20 protein-coding genes are annotated in these 22,440 nt (G+C 73.9%); 15 read left to right on the top strand and 5 right to left on the bottom strand.

Going from position 1 to position 22,440, the window contains the following annotated elements; genetic code table 11:
* Positions 1–67: 67 nt before the first annotated feature.
* Positions 68–1,258, bottom strand: coding sequence for an SLC13 family permease (locus AC07DW_RS08930; RefSeq protein ID WP_478856939.1), 1,191 nt, complete (start codon positions 1,256–1,258; stop codon positions 68–70).
* A 235-nt stretch (positions 1,259–1,493) separates the two neighbouring features.
* Between AC07DW_RS08930 and AC07DW_RS08925 the strand changes: the two genes are divergently transcribed.
* From AC07DW_RS08925 to AC07DW_RS08885, 9 genes are all read left to right on the top strand, one after another.
* Complete coding sequence (locus AC07DW_RS08925) at positions 1,494–2,210, top strand: vWA domain-containing protein (RefSeq protein ID WP_478856938.1); 717 nt, start codon at positions 1,494–1,496, stop codon at positions 2,208–2,210.
* 52 nt (positions 2,211–2,262) lie between these two features.
* The gene (locus AC07DW_RS08920) at positions 2,263–2,820 is read left to right on the top strand and encodes a HutD/Ves family protein (RefSeq protein WP_478856937.1); all 558 of its coding nucleotides are present in this window, start codon (positions 2,263–2,265) and stop codon (positions 2,818–2,820) included.
* Between the two features lie 95 nt (positions 2,821–2,915).
* Positions 2,916–3,350 (top strand): hypothetical protein, encoded by a 435-nt coding sequence (locus AC07DW_RS08915; protein ID WP_478856936.1) that lies wholly within the window; start codon positions 2,916–2,918, stop codon positions 3,348–3,350.
* A gap of 108 nt (positions 3,351–3,458) precedes the next feature.
* A complete protein-coding gene (locus AC07DW_RS08910) occupies positions 3,459–3,938 on the top strand; it encodes a pyridoxamine 5'-phosphate oxidase family protein (RefSeq protein WP_478856935.1) in 480 nt (159 codons plus the stop codon).
* A 178-nt stretch (positions 3,939–4,116) separates the two neighbouring features.
* Positions 4,117–4,320 (top strand): cold-shock protein, encoded by a 204-nt coding sequence (locus AC07DW_RS08905; protein ID WP_005318814.1) that lies wholly within the window; start codon positions 4,117–4,119, stop codon positions 4,318–4,320.
* A gap of 104 nt (positions 4,321–4,424) precedes the next feature.
* Entirely contained in the window at positions 4,425–6,056 is a 1,632-nt protein-coding gene (locus tag AC07DW_RS08900) for a DEAD/DEAH box helicase (RefSeq protein ID WP_478856934.1), read from the top strand.
* Positions 6,057–6,355: 299 nt separating this feature from the next.
* On the top strand, positions 6,356–7,117 hold the full coding sequence (locus AC07DW_RS08895) for an MBL fold metallo-hydrolase (RefSeq protein ID WP_478856933.1): 762 nt from the start codon (positions 6,356–6,358) through the stop codon (positions 7,115–7,117).
* 80 nt (positions 7,118–7,197) lie between these two features.
* Positions 7,198–7,593 carry a ribonuclease domain-containing protein gene (locus tag AC07DW_RS08890; RefSeq protein ID WP_478856932.1) on the top strand — a complete coding sequence of 132 codons (396 nt, stop codon included), beginning with the start codon at positions 7,198–7,200 and terminating at the stop codon, positions 7,591–7,593.
* A 13-nt stretch (positions 7,594–7,606) separates the two neighbouring features.
* Positions 7,607–7,888: a barstar family protein gene (locus AC07DW_RS08885; RefSeq protein ID WP_478856931.1), complete on the top strand. Its 282-nt coding sequence runs from the start codon at positions 7,607–7,609 to the stop codon at positions 7,886–7,888.
* A 124-nt stretch (positions 7,889–8,012) separates the two neighbouring features.
* On the opposite strand, the gene AC07DW_RS08880 is transcribed toward AC07DW_RS08885, so the two are convergent.
* On the bottom strand, positions 8,013–9,491 hold the full coding sequence (locus tag AC07DW_RS08880; protein ID WP_478856930.1) for an ankyrin repeat domain-containing protein: 1,479 nt from the start codon (positions 9,489–9,491) through the stop codon (positions 8,013–8,015).
* Between the two features lie 57 nt (positions 9,492–9,548).
* Positions 9,549–10,442 carry a hypothetical protein gene (locus tag AC07DW_RS08875; RefSeq protein WP_478856929.1) on the bottom strand — a complete coding sequence of 298 codons (894 nt, stop codon included), beginning with the start codon at positions 10,440–10,442 and terminating at the stop codon, positions 9,549–9,551.
* Positions 10,443–10,670: 228 nt separating this feature from the next.
* On the opposite strand from AC07DW_RS08875, the gene AC07DW_RS08870 reads away from it, so the two are divergent.
* A complete protein-coding gene (locus AC07DW_RS08870) occupies positions 10,671–11,444 on the top strand; it encodes a S1 family peptidase (protein WP_478856928.1) in 774 nt (257 codons plus the stop codon).
* Between the two features lie 117 nt (positions 11,445–11,561).
* On the opposite strand, the gene AC07DW_RS08865 is transcribed toward AC07DW_RS08870, so the two are convergent.
* On the bottom strand, positions 11,562–13,328 hold the full coding sequence (locus tag AC07DW_RS08865) for a glycoside hydrolase family 35 protein (protein WP_478856927.1): 1,767 nt from the start codon (positions 13,326–13,328) through the stop codon (positions 11,562–11,564).
* Between the two features lie 221 nt (positions 13,329–13,549).
* On the opposite strand from AC07DW_RS08865, the gene AC07DW_RS08860 reads away from it, so the two are divergent.
* The 5 genes from AC07DW_RS08860 (at position 13,550) to AC07DW_RS08840 (ending at position 20,536) form a co-directional block, all read left to right on the top strand.
* A complete protein-coding gene (locus AC07DW_RS08860; RefSeq protein ID WP_478856926.1) occupies positions 13,550–14,437 on the top strand; it encodes a helix-turn-helix domain-containing protein in 888 nt (295 codons plus the stop codon).
* A gap of 11 nt (positions 14,438–14,448) precedes the next feature.
* Entirely contained in the window at positions 14,449–14,766 is a 318-nt protein-coding gene (locus AC07DW_RS08855) for a chorismate mutase (RefSeq protein ID WP_478856925.1), read from the top strand.
* A gap of 207 nt (positions 14,767–14,973) precedes the next feature.
* Positions 14,974–17,457: an aminopeptidase N gene (gene pepN / locus AC07DW_RS08850; protein ID WP_478856924.1), complete on the top strand. Its 2,484-nt coding sequence runs from the start codon at positions 14,974–14,976 to the stop codon at positions 17,455–17,457.
* Between the two features lie 242 nt (positions 17,458–17,699).
* Positions 17,700–19,124, top strand: a complete 1,425-nt coding sequence (locus AC07DW_RS08845; protein ID WP_478856923.1) for a pyridoxal phosphate-dependent decarboxylase family protein — start codon at positions 17,700–17,702, stop codon at positions 19,122–19,124.
* On the top strand, positions 19,121–20,536 hold the full coding sequence (locus AC07DW_RS08840) for a lysine N(6)-hydroxylase/L-ornithine N(5)-oxygenase family protein (protein ID WP_478856922.1): 1,416 nt from the start codon (positions 19,121–19,123) through the stop codon (positions 20,534–20,536). Before AC07DW_RS08845 ends, AC07DW_RS08840 begins: the two co-directional genes overlap by 4 nt.
* On the opposite strand, the gene AC07DW_RS08835 is transcribed toward AC07DW_RS08840, so the two are convergent.
* Positions 20,533–22,320, bottom strand: coding sequence for a bifunctional metallophosphatase/5'-nucleotidase (locus tag AC07DW_RS08835; RefSeq protein WP_478856921.1), 1,788 nt, complete (start codon positions 22,318–22,320; stop codon positions 20,533–20,535). The genes AC07DW_RS08840 and AC07DW_RS08835 overlap by 4 nt on opposite strands.
* Between the last annotated feature and the right edge of the window lie 120 nt (positions 22,321–22,440).

Below are 22,440 nucleotides of genomic sequence, written 5' to 3'. Positions count from 1 at the left end.
AGCGCCTGCCGTGTCCCCGACCGGACCTTCGGCAGGCGCTGCGCCTTTTCCGGCGCGCGTGGCACCCTCACGCCGTCGCGGCCAGCGCCACCGTCGCCGCCACCGTGCCCGTGACCGCCAGCACCAGACTCGTACCCATGAAACGGCCCAGCGCGATCCGCGTGCCGTGCCACCGGCACCGCTCGAACCACAACAGCGTCGCCAGCGACGCCCACGGCGTGACCAGCGGGCCCACGTTGACGCCGATCAGCAGCGCGAGGAGCTGCTCGTGGTTGGCCGGCGGCACCACGGCCTCTCCGGCCACGTACGCAGGGAGGTTGTTGAGCGCGTTGGAGAACCCCGCCCCCACCGCCGCCGTGCGCAGTACCCCCAGCGGGCCGTCCTGCGCCCCGATCGCCGACGCCAGGAGCTCGTCCATGCCCAGCGCCCCGGCCGTCTCCACCACCAGGAACATCCCCGGCACCAGCACCAGCAGCCGCCACGGCACCAGCGACCACCGCAGCTCCTCGCGGCGCCGCCGGGCGAACACCGCGACCACCACCAGCGCCGCCGTCGCCGACGCCGCCCACAGCGGGACCAGGTCGGCCAGCAGCACCAGCAGGAACCCCCCGCACGCCACCGCGCACACCCGCAGCAGCACCGGGTCGGCCGGACGCGGCGGCTCCGGCGGCACGTACCGGTCCTCGCCCCGGGCGCCGCGCCGCCAGTAGAACACCCACAGGCACACCATCGTCGCCGCGATCGCCGCCACCTGCGGCGGCCACATCACGGCCGCCATCCCGGACGGCGACAGCGCCACCCGGTCGGCGGCCAGCAGGTTCGTCAGGTTCGACACCGGCAGCAGCAGGCTGGCCGTGTTCGCCAGCCACACCGTCGTCATCGCCAGCGGCACCGCCGCGATGCCCACGCGAGTCGCCAGCGCCAGCATCACGGGCGTCAACAACACGGCCGTGGTGTCCAGATTGAGGGTGATCGTGGTGACCGACGCGAACGCCACGCACAACCCGAACAGAAGGGCGTAACTGCCCTTCCCGGCCCTCGCCACCCACGTGGCGACCACGTCGAAGACCTCGGCCCTCCCCGTCAGCTCCGCCAGGACGATCACCGTCGCCAGGAACACCAGCAACGGCCCCACCCGGACCGACACGTCCGCGGCCGGACCGGCCGGCAGCAGACCCGTCGCGACCGCGAGCAGTCCCAGGGCGAGGAGCGCCGCGGCCAGCCAGTCCAGCGGGTGCAGACGTCTGAGGAAGATCACGCGCAGCAGCATAGGTTCCCCCCGGTCGGCCCCCGCCCGCGTCGCCCTCGCCGGCGTACCGGCCGGCCGGCCCCGGCACCGTCCGGTGGCTGCGGGTCCGAGGGCGACCTGGCGGGAGAGTTCGGGACGTCGTGGGCATCCACCGGCTCCGGACGGCGGAGTGGACGAGATCCTGCCCGGGGGAGCCCCGTCTCCCGCTCGGTGAAGGACCGCGACGGTCGCCTAGGCTCACCGTATGCCGATCAGCCTGGAGAAGCTCGAGGAGACCGCCCCCGCCCTGGTCGATCTCTACAAGAGCGCGGGCGTCTCGCTGCGCAAGCACGGGCTGGACGGCGAGCGGGCCGCCGTGTACCTGGTGATCGACCACTCGGGGTCGATGAAGCCGTACTACAAGGACGGCTCCGTCCAGGCGCTCGCCGACCGGGTGCTGGGCCTGTCGGCGAACCTCGACGACGACGGGCGCGTCCCGGTGGTCCTCTTCTCGACGGACATCGACGCCGAGGCCGAGATCGCGCCGGCGAATCACCGGGGACGGATGGACCGGATCGTGGCGGACCTCGATCACATGGGCCGGACGAACTACCACGTGGCCATGGACGCGGTCGTCGACCACTACCTCGACAGCGGCGCCACCGACCCGGCCTTCGTGGTCTTCCAGACCGACGGGGGTCCGAGCAGCAGGCTCGCCGCCGAGCGCTACTTGTGCAAGGCCGCCAGGCTGCCGCTGTTCTGGCAGTTCATCGGCTTCGGCGACCCGGACAGCCGCCAGTTCGAGTTCCTCCGCAAGCTCGACGAGCTGGCCGTCCCCGCGAAGCGCCCCGTCGACAACGCGGGCTTCTTCCACGCCGGCACCGACCCGCGCCGCGTCCCCGACGCCGAGCTGTACGACCGCCTGGTCGCCGAGTTCCCCGCCTGGCTCGCCGCCGCCCGCGCCCAGGGCATCGTGCGGTGACGTAGGTGACGAACGTGGTGGAGGTGGTGGCGAGGTGGTGGAGGGGACCGGTGTGACGGAGGTGCGCGTGCTGCGGGCGGCCGGACGGACGGCGGTGCCGTGGAAGAACGGTGGCGGCGTCACCCGGCAGATCGCCGCCGGTCCCGAGGGCGCCGGCACGGAGGGCTTCGACTGGCGGGTCAGCCTCGCGGACGTCGGCGCGGACGGGCCGTTCTCCGCGTTCCCCGGTACGGAGCGGATCCTGACGGTCGTCGACGGCACGGGCATGGACCTCGACGTCGGCGGGCGGCACCTGCTCGCCGAGCGATACGTGCCCTGCCCCTTCCCGGGCGACGTCCCGACCGGCGGGCGGCTCCTCGGCGGGCCGGTCGTCAACCTCAACGTGATGCACCGGCGCGGGGTGGTCGCGGCGGCCGTCACGGTGGTACGCGGCGGGCCGGCCGCCACCGCCGCGCCGGACGCGACGGTGCTGGTCGTCGCCCTCGACGGGCCGGCCGAGGCGGCGGGCGTGCGACTGGCGCGGTACGACGCGGTGTTGTGCCCGGCCCCGCGGGCGGCGGTGCGCACCGCCGGGTGGGCGGCGGTCGTCGCGTTCCGCCGAACGGGGTGAGCCGGCCGTGTGATGGTCCCCGTCCCGTCGTGACGGGCCACCACCGGCGGGTAGGGCTGCACCTCGGGGGCGGCCACCGGACAGGAGACACTCATATGCGCCGTGCAGGTTTCACCCTCGCCGCCACGACCGCGTTCACGCTCGCCGCCGCCGGGCAGGGCTGGGCGACCACGACCAGTGGCGACATCACCGCCAGTTGGGGCGACCGCACCCGGATCCAGGTGACCTGGGTCGACCGGAACTCCTTCCGGGACGGCACGCTCGCCGTCGCCGACCAGACCTGCGACGAGCGGACCGTCTACGCCACCCTGACCGTCAGGACGGGCTCCGGCACCACGCTCGCGTCGGACGACAAGCACAACACCCGCGGCTGCGGTACGACGGCCGACTTCCGCGGCTTCCGGGCCACGCACCCCGGCGGCATCAAGAGCGTCACGATGACGCTGTGCCGCCGGACGGCCGGGGCGCCCGACCAGTGCGAGACCCGGTACACCGCCTTCAACCCGTACAACCCCTCCGTCGCGTTCTGAGACCCGCGTCCCGAGACCGCGTCCTGACCCGGGTTCTGGAACCCGCGGTCGGCGATCCGGCGCCGATACCCGACAGACGATGTCGGGTATCGGCGTTCTCATGAGGTCATGACACTTCCCTCATGCGGCTGGGCGGACTTCCGCGCGGCCGAACCGGACTTCGCCGAGACGTCGCGGCAGCGCTTCGAGGCGTACCCCCACCACGTCCTGGCCACCCTGCGCAAGGACGGCTCCCCGCGCCTCACGGGCCTGGAGGTGACGTTCCGCTCCGGCGAGCTGTGGCTCGGCATGATGTCCGGCTCCCGCAAGGCCCGGGACCTGACGCGCGACCCCCGGTTCGCCCTCCATGCCAACCCGGGCAGCGGTACCGGCATGGGAGGCGGTGACGTACGGATCGGTGGCCGGGCCGTCGAGGTGTCCGACCCGGACACGGTGGCGCGCTTCGCGGCGGAGGCGGGCGCGCCGCAGCCGTTCCACCTCTTCCGGGCGGAGCTCACCGAGGTGGTGCGCACCTGCGTCGAGGGTGACCGGCTCGTCATCCGGTCCTGGCGCCCGGGCGGGCCGGTGCGCACCTTCAGCCGCGCGTAGGCCGGCACCGTGGCGAGTCCTGTTGCGCACGGGGCGCGCGGATGGTGTGCTACGGTTGTCCACGTTGCAGTTTTGGTACCCATGAACTTTATGTGCGCCTGACGGGAATGTTCCTCAGGCGCATTATTGTTTTACCGGCTTTCTCCGGATGGGGCCCCGACACCATCAGGAGATAATTATGGCCACCGGTACCGTGAAGTGGTTCAACTCGGAAAAGGGCTTCGGCTTCATCGAGCAGGACGGCGGCGGCGCCGACGTCTTCGCCCACTACTCCAACATCGCCACCTCGGGCTTCCGTGAGCTCCAGGAAGGCCAGAAGGTGACGTTCGACGTCACGCAGGGCCAGAAGGGCCCGCAGGCGGAGAACATCCTCCCCGCCTGATCACCGGTCACGCAGTACCGGTATCCCGCAGCCGGGATCCGCACCATGCAGTCGCAGGTGCGGGTCCCGGCTTGCGCTGTGCTCAGGCCCAAGGAAGGCAATGTATGACGACGACTCGACCCGAACGCCCCGCCCGTAAGCGCCCCCCGAGGACCGGCAACGCGAGTTCCGCGCGATCCGGGAACGGCAACGCGCCCGCCCGTGGCGCGGTCGGCCGCGCCCCCGTCGCGCCCCCGCGCGACTTCGCCCTGCCGGAGAGCGCCACGCCCGCGCTGCCCCCGGTCGCGGCCTTCGACGACCTCGACATGCCGGCCGCCCTCCTCAAGACGCTCACCGCGCAGGGCGTCACCGAGCCGTTCCCGATCCAGGGTGCGACCCTGCCGAACTCCCTCGCCGGCCGCGACATCCTCGGCCGCGGGCGCACCGGCTCGGGCAAGACCCTCGCCTTCGGTCTCGCACTGCTCGCCCGCACGGCCGGCCGGCGCGCCGAGCCGAAGGCCCCGCTCGGGATGGTCCTGGTCCCCACGCGCGAGCTGGCGCAGCAGGTGACCGACGCCCTCACCCCGTACGCGACCTCCGTGCAGCTGCGGATCGCCACCGTCGTCGGCGGCATGTCGATCAGCCGCCAGGCGGGCGCGCTGCGCCGCGGCGCCGAGATCCTCGTCGCCACCCCCGGCCGCCTCAAGGACCTGATCGAGCGCGGCGACTGCCGGCTGGACCAGGTGTCGGTCACCGTCCTGGACGAGGCCGACCAGATGGCCGACATGGGCTTCCTCCCGCAGGTCACCGCGCTGCTGAAGCAGGTCGAGCAGGACGGCCAGCGCATGCTGTTCTCCGCCACGCTCGACAAGAACATCGACCGGCTGGTGCGGATGTTCCTCACGGACCCGGTCGTCCACTCGGTCGACCCGTCGGCCGGCGCGGTCTCCACCATGGAGCACCACCTGCTGTACGTCGCCGACGAGACCGACAAGAAGGCCGTCACCGCCCGCATCGCGGCCCGCGACGGCCGGGTGATCCTCTTCCTGGACACCAAGCGCTCGGTGGACCGGCTGGTCAAGCGGCTCCTCGCCAGCGGGGTGCGCGCCGCCGGCCTGCACGGCGGCCGTTCGCAGCCGCAGCGCAACCGGACCCTGGACCAGTTCAAGACCGGCCAGGTCACCGCGCTGGTGGCGACCAACGTGGCGGCTCGCGGCATCCACGTCGACGACCTCGACCTCGTCGTGAACGTCGACCCGCCCACCGACCACAAGGACTATCTGCACCGCGGTGGCCGCACCGCCCGCGCGGGCGAGTCCGGCAGCGTCGTCACCCTCGTCCTGCCCGAGCAGAAGCGCGAGATGAGCCGGCTGATGTCCCACGCGGGCATCACGCCGCGCAGCGCCCGCGTCAAGTCCTCCGACGAGGAGCTGGCCCGCCTCACCGGTGCCCGCGAGCCGTCCGGCATACCGGTCGTCATCGAGGTCCCGCAGCCGGCCCAGCCCGCCGCGCAGAACGACGGCAAGCCCGGCCGCCGCCGGCGCCCCCGCCGCAGCGGCCAGGGTGGCGGCGCAGGCGCGCCGACCGCGTCCGGAACCGGCAACGGCGCCCAGGCGGGCACTTCCCGCCGTCGGACCCCCGCCGCCGGCGCCACCCGCACGTCCGGCGGCACGGGCCGCTCGGGCGCCACGGGACGCGCCTCCGGCACCGGCCGCCCGGGCGGCTCGGGTCGCGGCGGTCGCCGCACCGCCGCCTAGCGGCAGCACCGCTCGCACGGCAGGGCCCGGAACACCGCGACGCGCGGTGTTCCGGGCCCTCACGCCATCAGGCCGGCCCCCGGCCCCGGACAGCCGCTGCGTTCACCGGCCGTGGCCCCCCGCGTCCACCGGCCCCCGGCCTTGCCCAGCCGCCGCGTTCACCGGCCCCGGCCACCCGCTCCGGCCCCCCCGCCATGGCCCCCCGCGTCCAGCCGCCCCGGACACCCGCTCCGATCGCCCGCGCCCTTGCCGGGCCTGCGCCTCCGGCCGCCGGCGCCCCGGTCCGTATCCTCGGCGCCATGACGATCACGCTCACGGTTCTCGGTACCGCCTCCCCGCACCCCGCTCCCGGGCGCCCGTGTTCCGGGTACCTCGTGTCCGGGGGTGGCGCCCGGGTGTGGGTGGACGCGGGGCCCGGGACGTTCGGCGAGGTCCAGCGGCACACCGACCCGGCGCGGCTCGACGCCATCTGGATCTCCCACCTGCACGCCGACCACAGCGTGGACCTGCTCGCCGCGCTGTACGCCTTCGCCTACGGCGGCCTGACCCCGCCCGCGCCCGTGCCGGTGTACGCACCCGCCGGGTGCGCGCGGCGGATCGCCGCCTTTCTCGGACGCCCGGACCCGGCGCCGCTCGCCGCCGTGTTCGACTTCCGTGACCTGTACGACGGTCACGTCGCCCACCACGGCGGGCTGAGCCTGACCGCCCGGGCCGTGGCACACGACACGGAGGCGTACGGGCTGCGCGTGGAGGCCGGGGGCGCGGCCCTCGCGTACTCCGGCGACAGCGGGCCCTGCCCGGCGCTGGGCGAACTCGCGGCGGGGGCCGGTCTGTTGCTGTGCGAGGCCGATGTCGACCGGCACGGCGCGGAGGGTACGCCGGTCCACCTGACCCCCGAGGACGCCGGCCGGCTCGCGCGGGACGCGGGCGTGGGGCGCCTGCTGGTCACCCACGTCGGACCGGGCCTCACCCGCGAGGCGGCGACGGAACGGGCCGCGGTGGTCTACGGGGGCCGGACGGACACGGCGTACGAGGGAGACGTTCACCGTCTCGCCCCCTGAGTGGCGGACGCGTCAACATCCGGAAAACGTCCGCCACTTGACGTTGACGTGCCCACGTCTACACGCGTCATCATCGGCGTATGCGAATCCCCCCACGCTTCTCCCTGCTCGGCGGCGCCGCCGCGCTGCTGTCCACCCTGTTCGCCGGACCGGCCACCGCCGCCCCGGCCGCCCCGGCGGCCATCACGGCGGTCGGGCACATCTGCTCCTCCGAGCTGCCCGCCCAGGCGCACGACACCCTCGACCTCATCGAGGCCGGCGGCCCCTACCCCTTCCCCCAGGACGGCACCGTCTTCCGGAACCGCGAAGGCATCCTGCCGAGCCGGACGACCGGCTACTACCACGAGTTCACGGTCATCACCCCCGGCTCCGACACCCGCGGCGCCCGCCGCGTCGTCACCGGCGACGCCGACCGGGAGGACTACTACACCGCCGACCACTACGCGTCCTTCGACCTCGTCGACCACGGTTGCTGACCCGGTCGCCGGCATGACGACCGTGTACGTCATCGAGGGCCGCCGGGTCGCCGGACCCGCCGGCTTCTGGCGTGCCGTCGGCGAGGCCGTGAACGGACCCGGCGGCTACTTCGGCGGCAACCGCGACGCGTTCGCGGACTGCCTGAGCGGTGGCTTCGGCACACCGGAGGACGGCGACTTCGTCATCGAATGGCGCGACCACGACGTCTCGCGCCGCGCCCTCGGTCCGGCCTTCTTCGACGAACTCGTGGACATCATCGACGAACGGGCCCCGGGCACACTGCGCCTGCGCTGACCCTGTCGCCGCCCCCGCCCGGTGCTGCCGCCGACCTCGCGTCACCGCACGGCACGCCGCGCCGGGCGGTCACCGGCGGCTGCTCCGGCGGCGATCGCCGCGCGGGCGTCCCGCCGCCGGGCGGTCACCGGCGGCGGGGGAGGGTGTGTTCCAGGCGCCGCCTGTCGCGGGGATCCTCGATGTGGACCAGGGCGGCCTCGGCGATGCCGCGTGCCCGGCTGCCCGGCGCCTCGGCGGCGAGGATGCGCGCCAGCGCCTGCGCGGCACGGTCGTCCCGGCGCTTGGCCAGGCCCCGCGCGGCCTCGGCGGCCGTGTCGGCGTCGGGGTCGTCGAGCCGGGCGGCCAGCGCCTCGCGGAGGGCGGGGGAGTCGTCCGGCACCTCCGCGAGCGCCAGGGTCGCCCAGTCGCGCACCTCCGCGTCCGCGTCGCGGCTCAGCCCGATCAGCGCCTCCACACCCTCCCGGTGGCCGGCGGGCACCAGCCCGGTGAGCGCCACGGCGACCCCGCGCCGTACGCCGGGGTCGGGGTGCGCGGCGTGCCGCAGGACCTCCGGCAGCGCGGCCGGGTCGCCGAGCCGGCCGAGCGCGCCGACCGCCGCCGCCACCGGTCCGGCGTCCCGCGCCGTCCGCGCCAGCTCCCGCAGGACCGGCAGGGTCCGCTCCGCGCCGGCGCCGAGCCCGCCGAGGACGTCCGCCGCCAGCGCCCGGCGCAGCGGGTCGTCGCTCGCCGCCCAGCCGAGCGCGGCGCCGAACGTCTCCTCGTCGCCGCGCCCGCACAGCGCCCGCACCGCCTCGGTCCAGTCGTCCCGCGCCGGGTCGCCGCCGCTCAGGGCCCGCCCCGCCAACTCATCCGGGTCGGTGCGTACGCCCAGCGCGACCTCCAGGAGCGTGGCGATCGCCGCGTGGCCCGTCTGCCGCTCGGCGCCCGCGCCGGGCACGCCGTCGCGCAGCAGCTCGACCACCACGGTCACCCCGCCGTCCTCCGGCACCCGGTGGGTCACCACCTCGTAGCCGTCCGGCCCGTACGCCTCGGCCAGGTCCCGCCGCAGCGCCGACGCCATGTCCGTACCGATCCACCGCCCCGCCTCGCGCAGGGCGTCCCGACGGCCCGGCGCGCCGCGCTCCAGCAGCGCCCGCACCACCGAGGGGGAGCCGCGCCGGGCGGCGGTGACCAGCGGCAGCTCGTGGCCGGGTCCCGGTCCCGGCAGGCCGGGGTCGGCCCCGTACTCGAGCAGGGCCTCCACGGTGTCGGTGAACCCCTGGCCCACCGCCCACCCCAGCGCGGTGAACCCGAACTCCTCGCGCCGGTCCACCTCCGCCCCGGCGGCGAGCAGGGCCCGCACCACCGCGGTGTGCCCGTGGCACGCGGCGCCGCACAGCGGCAGCTCCCCGGCGCCCTCCCCGCTCGCCCGCCCGGGGTCCGCCCCGGCGGCCAGCAGCAGCCGGACGGTCCCCGCGCGGCCGTTCACCGCGGCCGTGTACAGGGCGGTCACCCCCTCGTCGTCGGCCGCCCCGGCCGGGACCCCCGCCCGCAGCAGCCGGACCACCGCGTCCTCGTCGTCGCCGTGCACGGCTTCGAAGAGGTCCTCCATGTCCTTGGTCATGGTCCGACCTTCACCCGCCCGCGCCCGGCCCGCCAAACCGTTTCCGTCCGGCGCGCCTCAGGTGTCGCATTCGAGCACCGTGCGGCACAGCCCGCACCGCGCCCGTACCCGTCCCCGTACCGGGATCCGGATGCGCTGGTGGCAGGTGGGGCACGGGAAGGAGACCCGCAGCCCGGCGTCCGGGCCGCCGCCCTCGAAGGCGTACGGCAGTCCGGTCGCGGACCCGGGGTGCTCCCGCGCCTGGCGGCGGTCCTTGGCGTACCGGTGCCGGCCCGCCCACCCCGCCGCGGTCAGCGGGGGCTGCCGACCGTCGTGCAGCGCCACGTTCCGGCCGTCGGTGTAGGCGGTGTACGCCTGCGCGCTGGTGAACCACGGCGACGGGTCCTCCCCGAACGTCAGCGCCCGCTTGGCCAGGACGTACCCGAACTCCTCCGGAGTGAGGTAGCCCAGTTTCTGGCTCGTCGCCCCGTCCTCGCGGTAGGCGTCCAGCAGCAGCCAGCCGGCCCCGAGGTACGTCGTCACCGTGTCGGTCAGGATCTCGTTGTCCCGCGTCCCGGGGAAGCTCAGCCCGAGCCGGTGCAGCAGCACATGGGTGATCTCGTGCGCGAGGGCCGCCCCGATGTCCCGGCGATGGGTGCGGAAGCGGTCGTTCAGCTCGACGAAGTACTCCGGCCCCGCCGCCAGTTCGACGCTGGCCGCGTGCGTCATCCCCCGGAAGCCCACGATCATCCGGGCGTCCGGCAGCCGCAGTTGCCGGACCAGCGCGTGGGCCACCCGCTGCGCGCCCAGGTGGAGGTCGTCGTCATCGGCGAACGACACGTCGGCGGGGGCGACGCTGGCGTCGTACGCGTACAGCCCGTCCGGGGTCAGCCGCCGGTACAGGGCCGTGATCGCCGCCCGCACGGTGTCGAGGTGCGGGTAGCCGTGCACGACCCCACTGCCGTTCGCCACGTCCCTGCCCCCATGTGCGACGTCGACCTCCCTCCACTGTACGGGCCCGGGCGCGCCGGACGAGGGGGCCGCGGCGGTGGCGGTGATGGCCGAAAACGCTGCCTTGTGGGCCCTCCGTCCGCCTCCGGATAATCCGGGGCACGCCTTGACGGGCTCATGTCAGTGAGCTGCCTTCCGGCAGAGGCCCGTCGTGTGCGCACGGCAGAACCCCCCACGAAAGGCAGACCGTTGAACAAGCTCCTTCGCACCCTCAAGAGATGTGCGGCGGCCGGCGCCGTCGCCCTCGCCGCCGTCAGCCTCCAGCCCGGCAGCGCCTTCGCCGCCCCGACGCCCGTCGTCGGCGGCACGCAGGCCGCACAGGGCGAGTTCCCGTGGATGGTCCGGCTCTCCATGGGCTGCGGCGGCTCCCTGCTCACCCAGCAGATCGTGCTGACCGCCGCCCACTGCGTCAGCGGCTCCGGAAACAACACCAGCATCACCGCCACCGCCGGCGTCGTGGACCTCCAGAGCTCCAGCGCCATCAAGGTCCGCTCCACCAAGGTCCTCCAGGCGCCCGGCTACAACGGCAAGGGCAAGGACTGGGCCCTCATCAAGCTCGCCCAGCCGATCAACCTGCCCACCCTGAACATCGCCACCACCACCGCGTACAACAGCGGCACCTTCACCATCGCCGGCTGGGGCGCCACCCGTGAGGGCGGCTCGCAGCAGCGCTACCTGCGCAAGGCCACCGTGCCGTTCGTCTCGGACGCCTCCTGCCAGCAGTCGTACGGCTCCGACCTGGTCCCCGGCGAGGAGATCTGCGCCGGCTACCCCCAGGGCGGCGTCGACACCTGCCAGGGCGACTCCGGCGGCCCCATGTTCCGCCGTGACAACGCCGGCGCCTGGATTCAGGTCGGCATCGTCAGCTGGGGCCAGGGCTGCGCACGCCCGGACTACCCCGGCGTGTACACCGAGGTGTCCACCTTCGCCTCCGCCATCAAGTCCGCGGCGGCCACCCTGTAGGGAGTGTCCGGAAAGTATCGGCGGCCGCCCGAAGGGCGGGCCGGGCGTCACTTCACGGACACGACCCGGCAGCACCGCCGAGCGCGGGGGCAGGCCCGGCGGGGCCTGCCCCTCCCGCTACGCCAGGCGTACGGACACCCCGGCGCCCTCCAGTTCCAGCACCCACACCTCGTTCGCCCCCTCCCGCAGCACCGGCCCCGGCACGAACAGCGACTCCTGCGGCCCCACCCCCCAGAACCGCCCCAGGCAGAAGCCGTTCACCCACACGAACCCCCGCGTCCAGCCGGGCAGCTCCAGTGCCGCGTCCCCCGCGCCCGCCACCTCCACGAAGCCCCGGTACAGCCCAGGACCGCCCGTTCCCCCCGCCCCCGGCCCCTCCCCACCCGCCACCGGACCGAACGGCACCTTCGCCACCCCGTCCGCCGTGAAGGCGTCCACCCGCAGCCCCCGCGCCCGCACCCCGTGCACGTACTGGCGCTCGTGCAGCACCCCGCCCGTGACGCCCTTGCTCTCCGCCAGCCGCGGCCCGTAGTTGACCCGCCCCAGCGACTCCACCCACAGCTCCACCACCGCCGGCCCCGCCACCGGCTCCGCAAGCACCGCGTCCTCCCCCTCCAGCACACCCGCCCGCACCCCGTCCACGTACACCACCGCCCGGTCCCGCAGGCCCGCCACCCCCAGCGGATACGGCCGCCGCGGCCCCGGCACCTCCAGCCGGTAGCGCACCAGTCCCCGGTCCACCCCGAGCTCCTCGAAGGACGGCGGCACCGGCCCGTCCCGCTCCTCGTCGCCCAGCGCCTCCAGCACGCCGTCCAGCGGCGCCCACTCGCACAGCGCCGCCCCCACCCGGCGCTCCAGCCGCGCCGGCGGCGCCGGAACCGGCGGCAGCGGCCCCTGCGCGTACTCCGCCAGCACCTCCCGGAACGCCCAGAACTTCGCCGTCGGCAGCCCCGCCTCGTCGACCGGCGCGTCGTAGTCGTACGACGTCACCGTCGCCTCCAGCGTCCCGTCGTGCAGCGCGCCGGACCGGTTCGCCCCCGCCCAGCCGCCGAAGTTCGTCCCCCCGTGCGCCATGTAGACGTTGACCGACGCCCCGCACTCCAGCACCTCCGCCAGCGCCGCCGCCGCGTCCCGCGCGCCCCGCACCGCGTGCGCGTCGCCCCAGTGGTCGAACCAGCCGCACCAGAACTCCATGCACATGAGCGGCCCGCGCGCCTGGTGCCGCCGCAGCACCTCGAACGCCGCCCGTGCCCCCGACCCGAAGTTCACCGTGGCCAGCACGCCCGGGATCGAGCCACCCGTCAGCATGTGGTCCTCCGGCCCGTCCGACGTGAACAGCGGCACGCTCACCCCGCACGCCCCCAGCAGGTCCGCGACGTACCGCAGATAGCCCCGGTCCGAGCCGTAACTCCCGTACTCGTTCTCCGCCTGCACCATGATCACCGGGCCGCCCCGGTCGATCTGCCGCGCCACCACCTGCGGCAGCAGCGCGCGGAACCAGCGGGTGACGTGCTCCAGGTACTGCTCGTCCCGCGTCCGCACCCGCCGGCCCACCCGCCCCGTCAGCCAGTGCGGCAGCCCGCCGTTCTCCCACTCCGCGCAGATGTACGGGCCCGGCCGCACGATCGCCCACAGCCCCGCCTCCCGCACCGCGTCGAGGAACCGCCCCAGCGCCCCGACGTCGCGGTAGCACCCGGCCTCGGGCTCGTGCAGGTTCCACGGGACGTACGTCTCCACGCAGTTCAGCCCCATCGCCCGCAGCATCGCCAGCCGGTGGCCCCACTGCTCCTCGTGCACCCGGAAGTAGTGCACCGCCCCCGACAGCAGCCGCACCGGCCTGCCGTCCAGCAGAAACTCCCGATCACCCACAGTGAACTCGGCCACGAACCCGCCCATCTCCCGGTCACGTACTGCGACCCACTGTCGCCCTCTGGCGGCCGGCCGGTCCATGGACAAAGATCAGCGCTGTTTGGACGCGAACGATCCGGAACGACGGCCCGCGACGACGGGCCATCGGCAGCGGATCGCGACAGCGGACCGCGACGATGGCCTGCGGCGTCGGACCGCGACAGCAGGCCCGCGACGACGCGCCGGGGAGGCCGAGGATGTACCACACCTGGATGCGGTTCTTCACGCCCGGACCGCTGCACCGGCGGCTCGGCCTCGTCTGCCTCGGCGTCGGCCTCCAGCACGGCACCCTCCCCACCGTCGGCCCCCGCACCCTCGACCACCACGTGGCCGTGGTGATCAACGCGGGCGGCGGCTGGTACCGGTTCCCCGACGGACGGCGCGCCAGGGTCACCGCGCCCGCCCTCCTCTGGCTCACCCCCGGCGTCCCGCACCACTACGCGCCCGACCCGGCCACCGGCTGGGACGAGGGCTTCGTCGACTTCACCGGACCGGTCACCACCACCTACACCGAACTCGGCTACATCGAACCCGACCGCCCCGTCGTCCCCCTCGCCGACGCGGGCCCCGCCCGCTCCGTCATCGGCCGCATCGCCCGCGCCGCACGGCGCGGCAACCCCCTCCTGGAGGTCGAGACCTCCGCCGCCGTCCACGAACTGCTCGTCGCCCTGCGCCGCGCCCGCGCCGACACCAACGCCGACGGCGACCTCGTCCTGGAGGCCCTCGCCCGCGACGCCTTCCAGCCCCTGACGGTCGCCGAACACGCCGCCAGGCACGGCATGACCCCGGCCGAGCTGCGCTCCGCGGTACGCCGCGGCGCGGGCTGCAGCCCCAAGGACTTCCTGCTCGGCATCCGGATGGGCCGCGCCAAGGAGCTCCTCGCCGGTACCGAGCTGCCGGTCGCCGCCGTCGCGCGCCGCGTCGGCTACGACGACCCCGCGTACTTCTCCCGCCTGTTCACGCGCCGGGTCGGCCTCGCCCCCGTCCGCTTCCGCGAGCAGCAGGGGCGCACCGTACCGGGCGGCTGGAGCACCCGGATCCCGGATGCCGAACACCCACCGACGATCATCACGGGACACGTCTAAGCTCGCTCCTCATGAGCACCAGCGACACCGAGGACTCCGTACGCGCCGAGCTGACGCGGCTGCGCGAAAGCATCGACAACATCGACGCGGCGGTCGTCCACATGCTGGCCGAGCGCTTCAAGTGCACCCAGCAGGTCGGCCACCTCAAGGCGCGCCACCACCTGCCCCCGGCCGACCCGGCCCGCGAGGCCCGCCAGATCGCCCGGCTGCGCCAGCTCGCGGAGAGCGCCAACCTCGACCCGGCGTTCGCCGAGAAGCTGCTGAACTTCATCATCGCCGAGGTGATCCGCCACCACGAGACCATCGCGGGCGGCGCGCGGACCACCTGACCGCCGACCCCGACCGCCGTCCCCGCGCCCGGACCCCCCCGCGCCCCCCGCTTCGGGACCGCTCTCCCCGCGCCCCGACCGCAGCCCGCCCCCCGCCCCGGGACCGCCCCGCCGCGGGCGCGCGGAGCGCGACCGGAACCGCGACTCGATCAGCCCTGAGATGAACCCCCGTGCCCCGCCCCCACCCCATCGGGCAGCATGGCCCCCATGCCCGTACTGACGCGCGACGAAGCGCAGACCCGAGCCCGGCTCCTCGACGTCCACCGGTACACGTTCGGCCTCGACCTGACGACCGGCGAAGAGACCTTCGACTCCACCACCGTCATCCACTTCACCGCCCGCACCGGCGGCACCACCTTCGTCGAGCTGAAGCCGGCCACCCTCCGCTCCGTCACCCTCGACGGCGCGCCCCTCGACCCCGAGACGCTCGCCGGCAACCGGCTGCCCCTCACCCTCACGGAGGGCGAGCACACCCTCCGCGTCGACGCCGCCATGCGCTACTCCCGCACCGGCGAGGGCATGCACCGCTTCACCGACCCCAGCGACGGCGAGACCTACGTCTACACCCAGCTGTTCATGGAGGACGTCCAGCGGGTCTTCGCCGCCTTCGACCAGCCCGACCTCAAGGCCGTCTTCGACGTCTCCGTCACCGCCCCCGAGCGCTGGACCGTCCTCGCCAACGGCATCACCACCCACCGGGGCGACGGCCACTGGCAGGCCGCCCCCACCCCCCTCATCTCCACCTACCTCGTCGCCGTCGCCGCCGGCCCCTGGCACTCCGTCCGCACCGAGCACGCCGGCCTGCCCTTCGGCATCCACTGCCGCCGCTCCCTCGCCCCGTACCTCGACGCCGACGCGGACGAGATCCTCGACGTCACCCGGCAGTGCTACGACCGGTACCACGAGAAGTTCGACGAGCCGTACCCCTTCGACTCCTACGACCAGGCCTTCGTCCCCGAGTTCAACGCCGGCGCCATGGAGAACCCGGGCCTCGTCACCTTCCGCGACGAGTTCGTCTACCGCTCCGCCGTCACCGTCACCGAACGCCAGACCCGCGCCATGGTCATCGCCCACGAGATGGCCCACATGTGGTTCGGCGACCTCGTCACCCTCAAGTGGTGGGACGACATCTGGCTCAACGAGTCCTTCGCCGAGTACATGGGCTACCAGACCATCAACGAGGCCACCAGCCGCTACCCCGACACCTGGATCGACTTCGGCATCGCCCGCAAGGCCTGGGGGTACGACGCCGACCAGCGCCCCTCCACCCATCCGGTCGCCCCCGACCCCGACGCCGTCCCCGACACCGCCTCCGCGATGCTCAACTTCGACGGCATCTCCTACGCCAAGGGCGCCTCAGCCCTCCGCCAGCTCGTCGCCTGGCTCGGCGAGAAGGACTTCCTGGCCGGCATCAACGCCCACTTCGCCCGCCACAAGTTCGCCAACGCCACCCTCGCCGACTTCATCGACAACCTCGCCTCCGCCACCGACCGCGACGTCCACACCTGGGCCGAGCAGTGGCTGCGCACCACCGGCGTCGACACCCTCGCCCCGGCGTACGACCGGGCCACCGGCACCCTCACCGTCAGCCGCACCGGCAGCCGGCCCCACCGCATCACCGCCGGCGTCTACGACCACGACCTCGCCGACGGCAGGCGCCTCGTCCTGCGCGACCGCCTGGAGATCGACGTCCCGCAGGACGCCCCGGCGAACCTCCCCGGCCCCCGTCCGGCCCTCGTCGTCCTCAACGACGGCGACCACACCTACGCCAAGATCCGCCTCGACGAGCACTCCGGGGAGCGCGCCCTGCGCAGCCTCTCCGGCATCCCCGACCCCCTCACCAGGGCCGTCGTGTGGAACTGCCTGCGCGACATGGTCCGCGACGGCGAACTCGAACCCGTCACCTACCTGGAGACCGCCCGCGCACACCTCCCGGAGGAGAGCGACCTCGCGATCGTCCAGGGCGTCCTCGGCTTCGCCTCCGCCCACATCGCCGACCGGTACGTCCCCGCCGAGGAGCGCCCCGCCGCCCTCGCCCTGATCACCGACCTCACCCGCGACCTCGTCCGCCGCACCGAGGACGGCCGGGACCCGGGCCTGCGCCTCACGGCCGTACGCCACTACATCGACGCCACCGACCGGGACGGCACCCTCCACGGCTGGCTGGAGGAGGGCGGCGTGCCCGGCGGCCCGGAACTCGACCCCGAGCTGCGCTGGCGCATCCTGGGCCGGCTCGCCGTCCTGGGCGCCACCGACGAGGCCGCCATCGCCGCCGAACTCGACCGCGACGCCAGCGCCGCCGGCCAGGAGGGCGCCGCCCGCTGCCGCGCCGCCCTGCCCACCGCCGAGGCGAAGGCCGCCGCGTGGGAGCGCATGTTCACCTCCGACAGCCTCTCCAACTACCTGTTCACCGCCACCGCCCAGGGCTTCTGGCAACCAGAACAGGCCGAGCTGGTACGGGAGTACGTGGCCCGCTTCTACCCCGACGCGACCGCCCTCGCCGACCGCCGGGGCCCCGCCATCGCGGAAGCGGCCGGACGGTACGCCTTCCCCGCCCATGCCGTCGACGCCGCGCACCTGCGCCTCGCCGAACAGCACCTGGCGTCCGACGACCTCCTGCCGGCCCTGCGCCGCAAGCTCACCGACCAGGTCGACGACCTCCGCCGCGCCCTGGCGGTCCGCAAGGCCTGACCCCGCGGCCCCGCACACCTCGCCCGCTCCGCCCGCCCCGCACACAGTCGCCCGTCAGCCGCCAGGCGAACGGCGAACGGCCGACGGCCCGGGCGGAGCGTGCGGGGCGCCGTGCCCGCCCCCGCACCGACACCCCGCCCATAGCACGGCCGGCGCGGCCTGCCACCCCCTCATCCCCCTTTCGGGTTGTGATCGCCCCGCAGCGCAACCACGTCCCGTCACACCGGGCCACGCTGGGCGGCATGAGCAGCAGCCCGTGGAGCACCCCGCCGAGCACGCCGTGGAGCACGCCGCCCCTCGCCGGAGGCCCCGGGGGCGCCGACGCCCTGCGGCCCCTCCTCGGCACCGTGCTCGACGCCCTCCGCGACGGCGCCGCCGCCCGCGGCGGGCCACTGCCGCCCGGCGGCCCCCAGGCGGTGGCCGCCCACCTCCGGGAGACCCTCGCGGACGTCCTGCCCGACAAGGGCACCGGCGCCGAGGAGGCCCTCCGCACCCTCGTCACCGCCCTCGCCCACGGCGCCGCCGACCCCGCCCACCCGCACTGCGCCGCCCACCTCCACACCCCGCCGCTCGCCGTCGCCACCGCGGCCGACCTGGCCGCCTCCGCGCTCAACCCGTCCCTCGACTCCTGGGACCAGGCCCCCGCGGCCTCCGCCCTCGAAGCGCTCGTCACCCGCGCCCTCGCCACCGAGACGCACCCCACCGGGCCGGCCCCCGACGCCCTGGTCACCACCGGCGGCACCGAGTCCAACCAACTCGCCCTGCTCCTCGCCCGCGAACACCACGGCCCCACCCTCCAGACGGTCTGCGGCGCCAACGCCCACCACTCCCTGCACCGCGCCGCCTGGCTGCTGGGCCTCCCCGAACCCGTCACCGTCCCCGCCCCCCGCGGCACCGTCGACCTGACCGCCCTCGACGCCGTCCTCACCGACCTGCGCGGTCCCCTCCTCGTCGCCGCCACCGCCGGCACCACCGACACCGGCGGCATCGACCCCCTCCCCGAGATCGCCGACCTGTGCGAACGACACGGCGCCGCCCTCCACATCGACGCCGCGTACGGCGGCCCGCTCCTGTTCAGCGAGACCCGCCGCCACCTCCTCACCGGCCTCGACCGCGCCCGCACCGTCACCCTCGACCTGCACAAACTCGGCTGGCAACCCGTCGCCGCGGGTCTCCTCGCCGTACCCGACACCGCACTCCTCGACGCCCTGAACCACACCGCCCCCTACCTCAACCCCGACGACGACACCCGCGCCGGCCTGCCCGACCTCCTCGGCCGCTCCTACCGCACCAGCCGCCGCCCCGACATCCTCAAGATCGCCGTCACCCTCCGCGCCCTCGGCCGCACCGGTCTCGGCCACCTCGTCGACCAGGTCTGCGCCGCCGCCGGACGACTCGCCGACCTGATCGACAGCGACCCCCGCCTCGACCTCTACGAACGCCCCACCCTCAGCACCGTCCTCTTCCGCCCCACCGGCGCCACCGACCACGCCGTCGCCGCGACCCGCCGTGACCTCCTCACCCGCGGCCACGCCGTCCTCGGCCGCGCCCACGCCGGCGGACGCCTCTGGCTCAAAGCCACCCTCCTCAACCCCCACACCACCCCCGACGACCTCCGAGAACTCCTCGCACTCACCGCACTCGTGGAAGGCAGCACCACCCGATGACCGGCAGCGCACCCCAGTACGACCCCGACCAGCCCAACGACCTGGTGGGCATCGGCATCGGCCCGTTCAACCTCTCCCTCGCCGCCCTCGCCCACGGCGTACCCGGAGGCCTCGCCACCGCCTTCTACGAGCAGCGCCCCGTCTTCCACTGGCACCCCGGCCAGCTCATCGAAGGCACCACCCTCCAAGTCCCCTTCATGGCCGACCTCGTCACCCTCGCCGACCCCACCAGCCCCTGGACGTTCCTCAACTACCTCCGCGGCCGCGACCGCCTCTACCCCTTCTACTTCGCCGAGCGGTTCCACACCCACCGCACCGAGTACGACGCCTACTGCCGCTGGGTCAGCGACCACCTCCCCGGCCTCCACTTCGCCCACCAGGTCGACGCCGTCCGCTGGAACCCCGAACGCGACCTCTTCGAAGTCGACTACACCCGGCTCGACGCCGACGGAGAAGCCGAAGCCCTCGGCCGCACCCACGCCCGCAACATCGCCCTCGGCGTCGGTACCGAACCCCACATCCCCGAACCCCTGCGCCCCCTCACCGAACAGCCCTCCGTCCCCGTCATCCACTCCGCCGACTACCTCCACCACCGTGCACGCCTCCTGGCCGCCGAGCACGTGACCGTCATCGGCTCCGGCCAGTCCGGTGCCGAGATCTTCCTCGACCTCCTGCGCACCCGCCCCGCCGGAGCCGAGAAGATCCACTGGCTCACCCGCACCGAGGCCTTCGCCCCCATGGAGTACTCCAAACTCGGCCTCGAACACTTCACCCCCGACTACACCCGCTACTTCCACGCCCTCCCCGAACAGGTACGCAACGACCTGGTCCCCCGCCAATGGCAGCTCCACAAAGCCATCGACGCCGACACCATCGCCGCCATCCACGACGAGCTCTACCGCCGCACCCTCGACGGCGGCTGGCCCGACGCCGTCCTCACCCCCGGAGTCCGCGTCCGCACCGCCGGCCGCCTCGCCACCACCAAGGTCGAACTCCACCTCGAACACATCCAGCAGGGCACCCGCTCCCGCCTCACCACCGACGCCGTCGTCCTCGCCACCGGCTACCGCGAACGCCCCCTCGGCCGCATCCTCGCCGGACTCGAGCCCTACATGCGCCGCGACTCCCGCGAACGCCCCCGCATCGACGCCCACCACCGGCTCGTCCTCGACCCCTCGGTCACCGGCTCCCTCTACGTGCAGAACGCCGGGACCCACACCCACGGCGTCGGCACCCCCGACCTCGGCCTCGCGGCCTGGCGCAGCGCCACCATCCTCAACCACCTCACCGGCAAGGAGCCCTACCCGCTCCCACGCCGCACCGCCTTCACCACCTTCGGCCTCGAACGCCAGGAGGCGCCCGGCATTCCCCGCCAGACGCCTCCTCCCGTACGAACCGGCCGCACGCGCTAGAACACCGGCACACCGTCCCGGGTCAGCTTCCAGTCCACCGAGGCGAAGCCGGCCGGGTCGACCGTCCCCCGCGCCTTCACCCACTGGATGATGGTGTTCCGGATCTCCTCCGAGTTCGCCCACACCTGCTTCGCCGCCGCCACGTGCGGGAACGCACCGCCACCCGACGCCCGGTAGTTGTTCACCGCCAGCACGAACCGCGCCGCCGGATCCAGCGGCTTCCCCTCGAACGACAGGTTCACGATCCGCGACCCGGCCGGCTTCGCGATGTCGATCTCGTACGACAGCCCGGACACGGCGTCGTAGTTGTAGTCCGGCGTGCCGCCCGCGTTCGTCAGCTTCGCCGTGTCCACCGGCGCACCCGCCGGGGTCTGCGCGTAGTACCGCGCCGAGAACTCCAGATAGTCCTTGAGCTGCGCACCCGTCAACAGGCGCGCCTCCAGTGTGTTCTCGAACGGGTACAACCCCGCCGCGTCCCTGATCGTCACCTGCCCCGCCGGGATCCGCGCCGTACGGGAGAAGCACGACGCCTGCGACAGCACCGGCAGCGACGCGTACTCGCCACCCGCCAGTGCCGCCCGCACCGTCTCGGCCTGCACATGGTTGATCAGGTCGATGATCGGCTCGTCCTTCCACGGCGCGTCCGCCGTGGACATCGCCGCCGTCGACGTACCGATCACCTGGTTGACGTACGCCACGACCTTCTCGTGCTCGTCACCCAGCAGCTCGACGATCTCCGGGTCCTCCTCGACCGTGTTGGAGTTCAGCACCCGCGCGCCGACCTTCTCCACCGTCCAGCGCCCCTTCGACCACACCAGGTCGAAGTCGAACAGCGTCAACCGCTGCCCCCACTTCAGCGGCTCCGACAGCACGACGTCCTTGCCGGTCTGCTTGTTCGTCACCCGGTACTCCGGGATCTCCGTGTGCGCGTGGCCCACCAGGATCGCGTCGATGCCCGGCACCTGCTCCGCCACCAGACCGGCCGCGTTCTCGACGTACGGCAGCTGGTCCCCGTACGACGACGTGCCGCTCGACCCCGAGTGGGCCGACACGACCACCACGTCCGCGCCCATCGACCGCAGCCTCGGCACCCACTTCGCGGCCTGCTCCTCCAGCCCCGGGAACACCATCTTCCCGCTGACGTTCGCCTTGTCCCAGATCGCGATGCCCGGGTTCGTCAGCCCGAGGACCGCCACCCGCACGTCCCGGCCGCACGGCGTACGCAGCCGGTGCATGCTGTACGGCGGGAACGCCGGCCGCAGCGTCTTCGCGTCCAGCGCGTTGGCCCCCAGCAGCGGGAAGTCGCACTGCTCCTGGAACTTCCGCAGCACCGGTATGCCGTAGTTGAACTCGTGGTTCCCCAGTGCCGCCGCGTCGTACCCGATCGCGTTCATCGCCTGCGCCATCGGGTGCACCGGGCCGCGCACGGCCGTGATCGGGTCGACCTTGGCGTAGTAGTACGACAGCTGCGTGCCCTGGATCGTGTCACCCGCGTCGATCAGCAGCGTGTTCCGGCGCCCCTTCTCCTCGCGGACCCGCTCCACCAGCGTGGAGATCTTCGCCAGGCCGACGTCGTTGTGCGCCTTGTCGTCGAACTCCTTGTCCGTGAAGTAGTCCCAGTTGAAGACGTTGCCGTGCAGGTCCGTCGTCCCCATGACGGTGAAGGAGTACCGCTTCGCCCGGGGCGCCGCGGCCGCGGGCGTGCCACCGACCGCCCCGGCGACCGCCACACCGGCACCGGCGACGGCCGACGTGCCCAGGAAAGTCCTACGATTCAGCGGCATGTGATCTCCTTCGCTCTGTGCATGACGCGCGTAGAGTCTGGCGCAGACACGCCCCCCGCAACAGCCCCTCCGGGTTTCGATCCGGTGACCACCTACGGAAGAGTGGGTCCCCCCAGCGAA

The organism is Streptomyces sp. NPDC045701, assembly GCF_056432045.1.
The sequence above is the reverse complement of the archived record's forward strand: the minus strand, read 5'-3'. Positions and strand labels throughout refer to the sequence as shown.

Bases quoted from the DNA above. Each gene is read 5' to 3' on its own strand.
- AC07DW_RS08910 (WP_478856935.1), top strand. From the start codon at position 3,459: ATGACACTTCCCTCATGCGGCTGGGCGGACTTCCGCGCGGCCGAACCG.
- AC07DW_RS08860 (WP_478856926.1), top strand. From the start codon at position 13,550: ATGTACCACACCTGGATGCGGTTCTTCACGCCCGGACCGCTGCACCGG.
- AC07DW_RS08900 (WP_478856934.1), top strand. From the start codon at position 4,425: ATGACGACGACTCGACCCGAACGCCCCGCCCGTAAGCGCCCCCCGAGG.
- AC07DW_RS08885 (WP_478856931.1), top strand. From the start codon at position 7,607: ATGACGACCGTGTACGTCATCGAGGGCCGCCGGGTCGCCGGACCCGCC.
- pepN (WP_478856924.1), top strand. From the start codon at position 14,974: ATGCCCGTACTGACGCGCGACGAAGCGCAGACCCGAGCCCGGCTCCTC.
- AC07DW_RS08925 (WP_478856938.1), top strand. From the start codon at position 1,494: ATGCCGATCAGCCTGGAGAAGCTCGAGGAGACCGCCCCCGCCCTGGTC.
- AC07DW_RS08895 (WP_478856933.1), top strand. From the start codon at position 6,356: ATGACGATCACGCTCACGGTTCTCGGTACCGCCTCCCCGCACCCCGCT.
- AC07DW_RS08905 (WP_005318814.1), top strand. From the start codon at position 4,117: ATGGCCACCGGTACCGTGAAGTGGTTCAACTCGGAAAAGGGCTTCGGC.
- AC07DW_RS08845 (WP_478856923.1), top strand. From the start codon at position 17,700: ATGAGCAGCAGCCCGTGGAGCACCCCGCCGAGCACGCCGTGGAGCACG.
- AC07DW_RS08840 (WP_478856922.1), top strand. From the start codon at position 19,121: ATGACCGGCAGCGCACCCCAGTACGACCCCGACCAGCCCAACGACCTG.
- AC07DW_RS08855 (WP_478856925.1), top strand. From the start codon at position 14,449: ATGAGCACCAGCGACACCGAGGACTCCGTACGCGCCGAGCTGACGCGG.
- AC07DW_RS08890 (WP_478856932.1), top strand. From the start codon at position 7,198: ATGCGAATCCCCCCACGCTTCTCCCTGCTCGGCGGCGCCGCCGCGCTG.
- AC07DW_RS08880 (WP_478856930.1), bottom strand. From the start codon at position 9,491: ATGACCAAGGACATGGAGGACCTCTTCGAAGCCGTGCACGGCGACGAC.
- AC07DW_RS08915 (WP_478856936.1), top strand. From the start codon at position 2,916: ATGCGCCGTGCAGGTTTCACCCTCGCCGCCACGACCGCGTTCACGCTC.
- AC07DW_RS08835 (WP_478856921.1), bottom strand. From the start codon at position 22,320: ATGCCGCTGAATCGTAGGACTTTCCTGGGCACGTCGGCCGTCGCCGGT.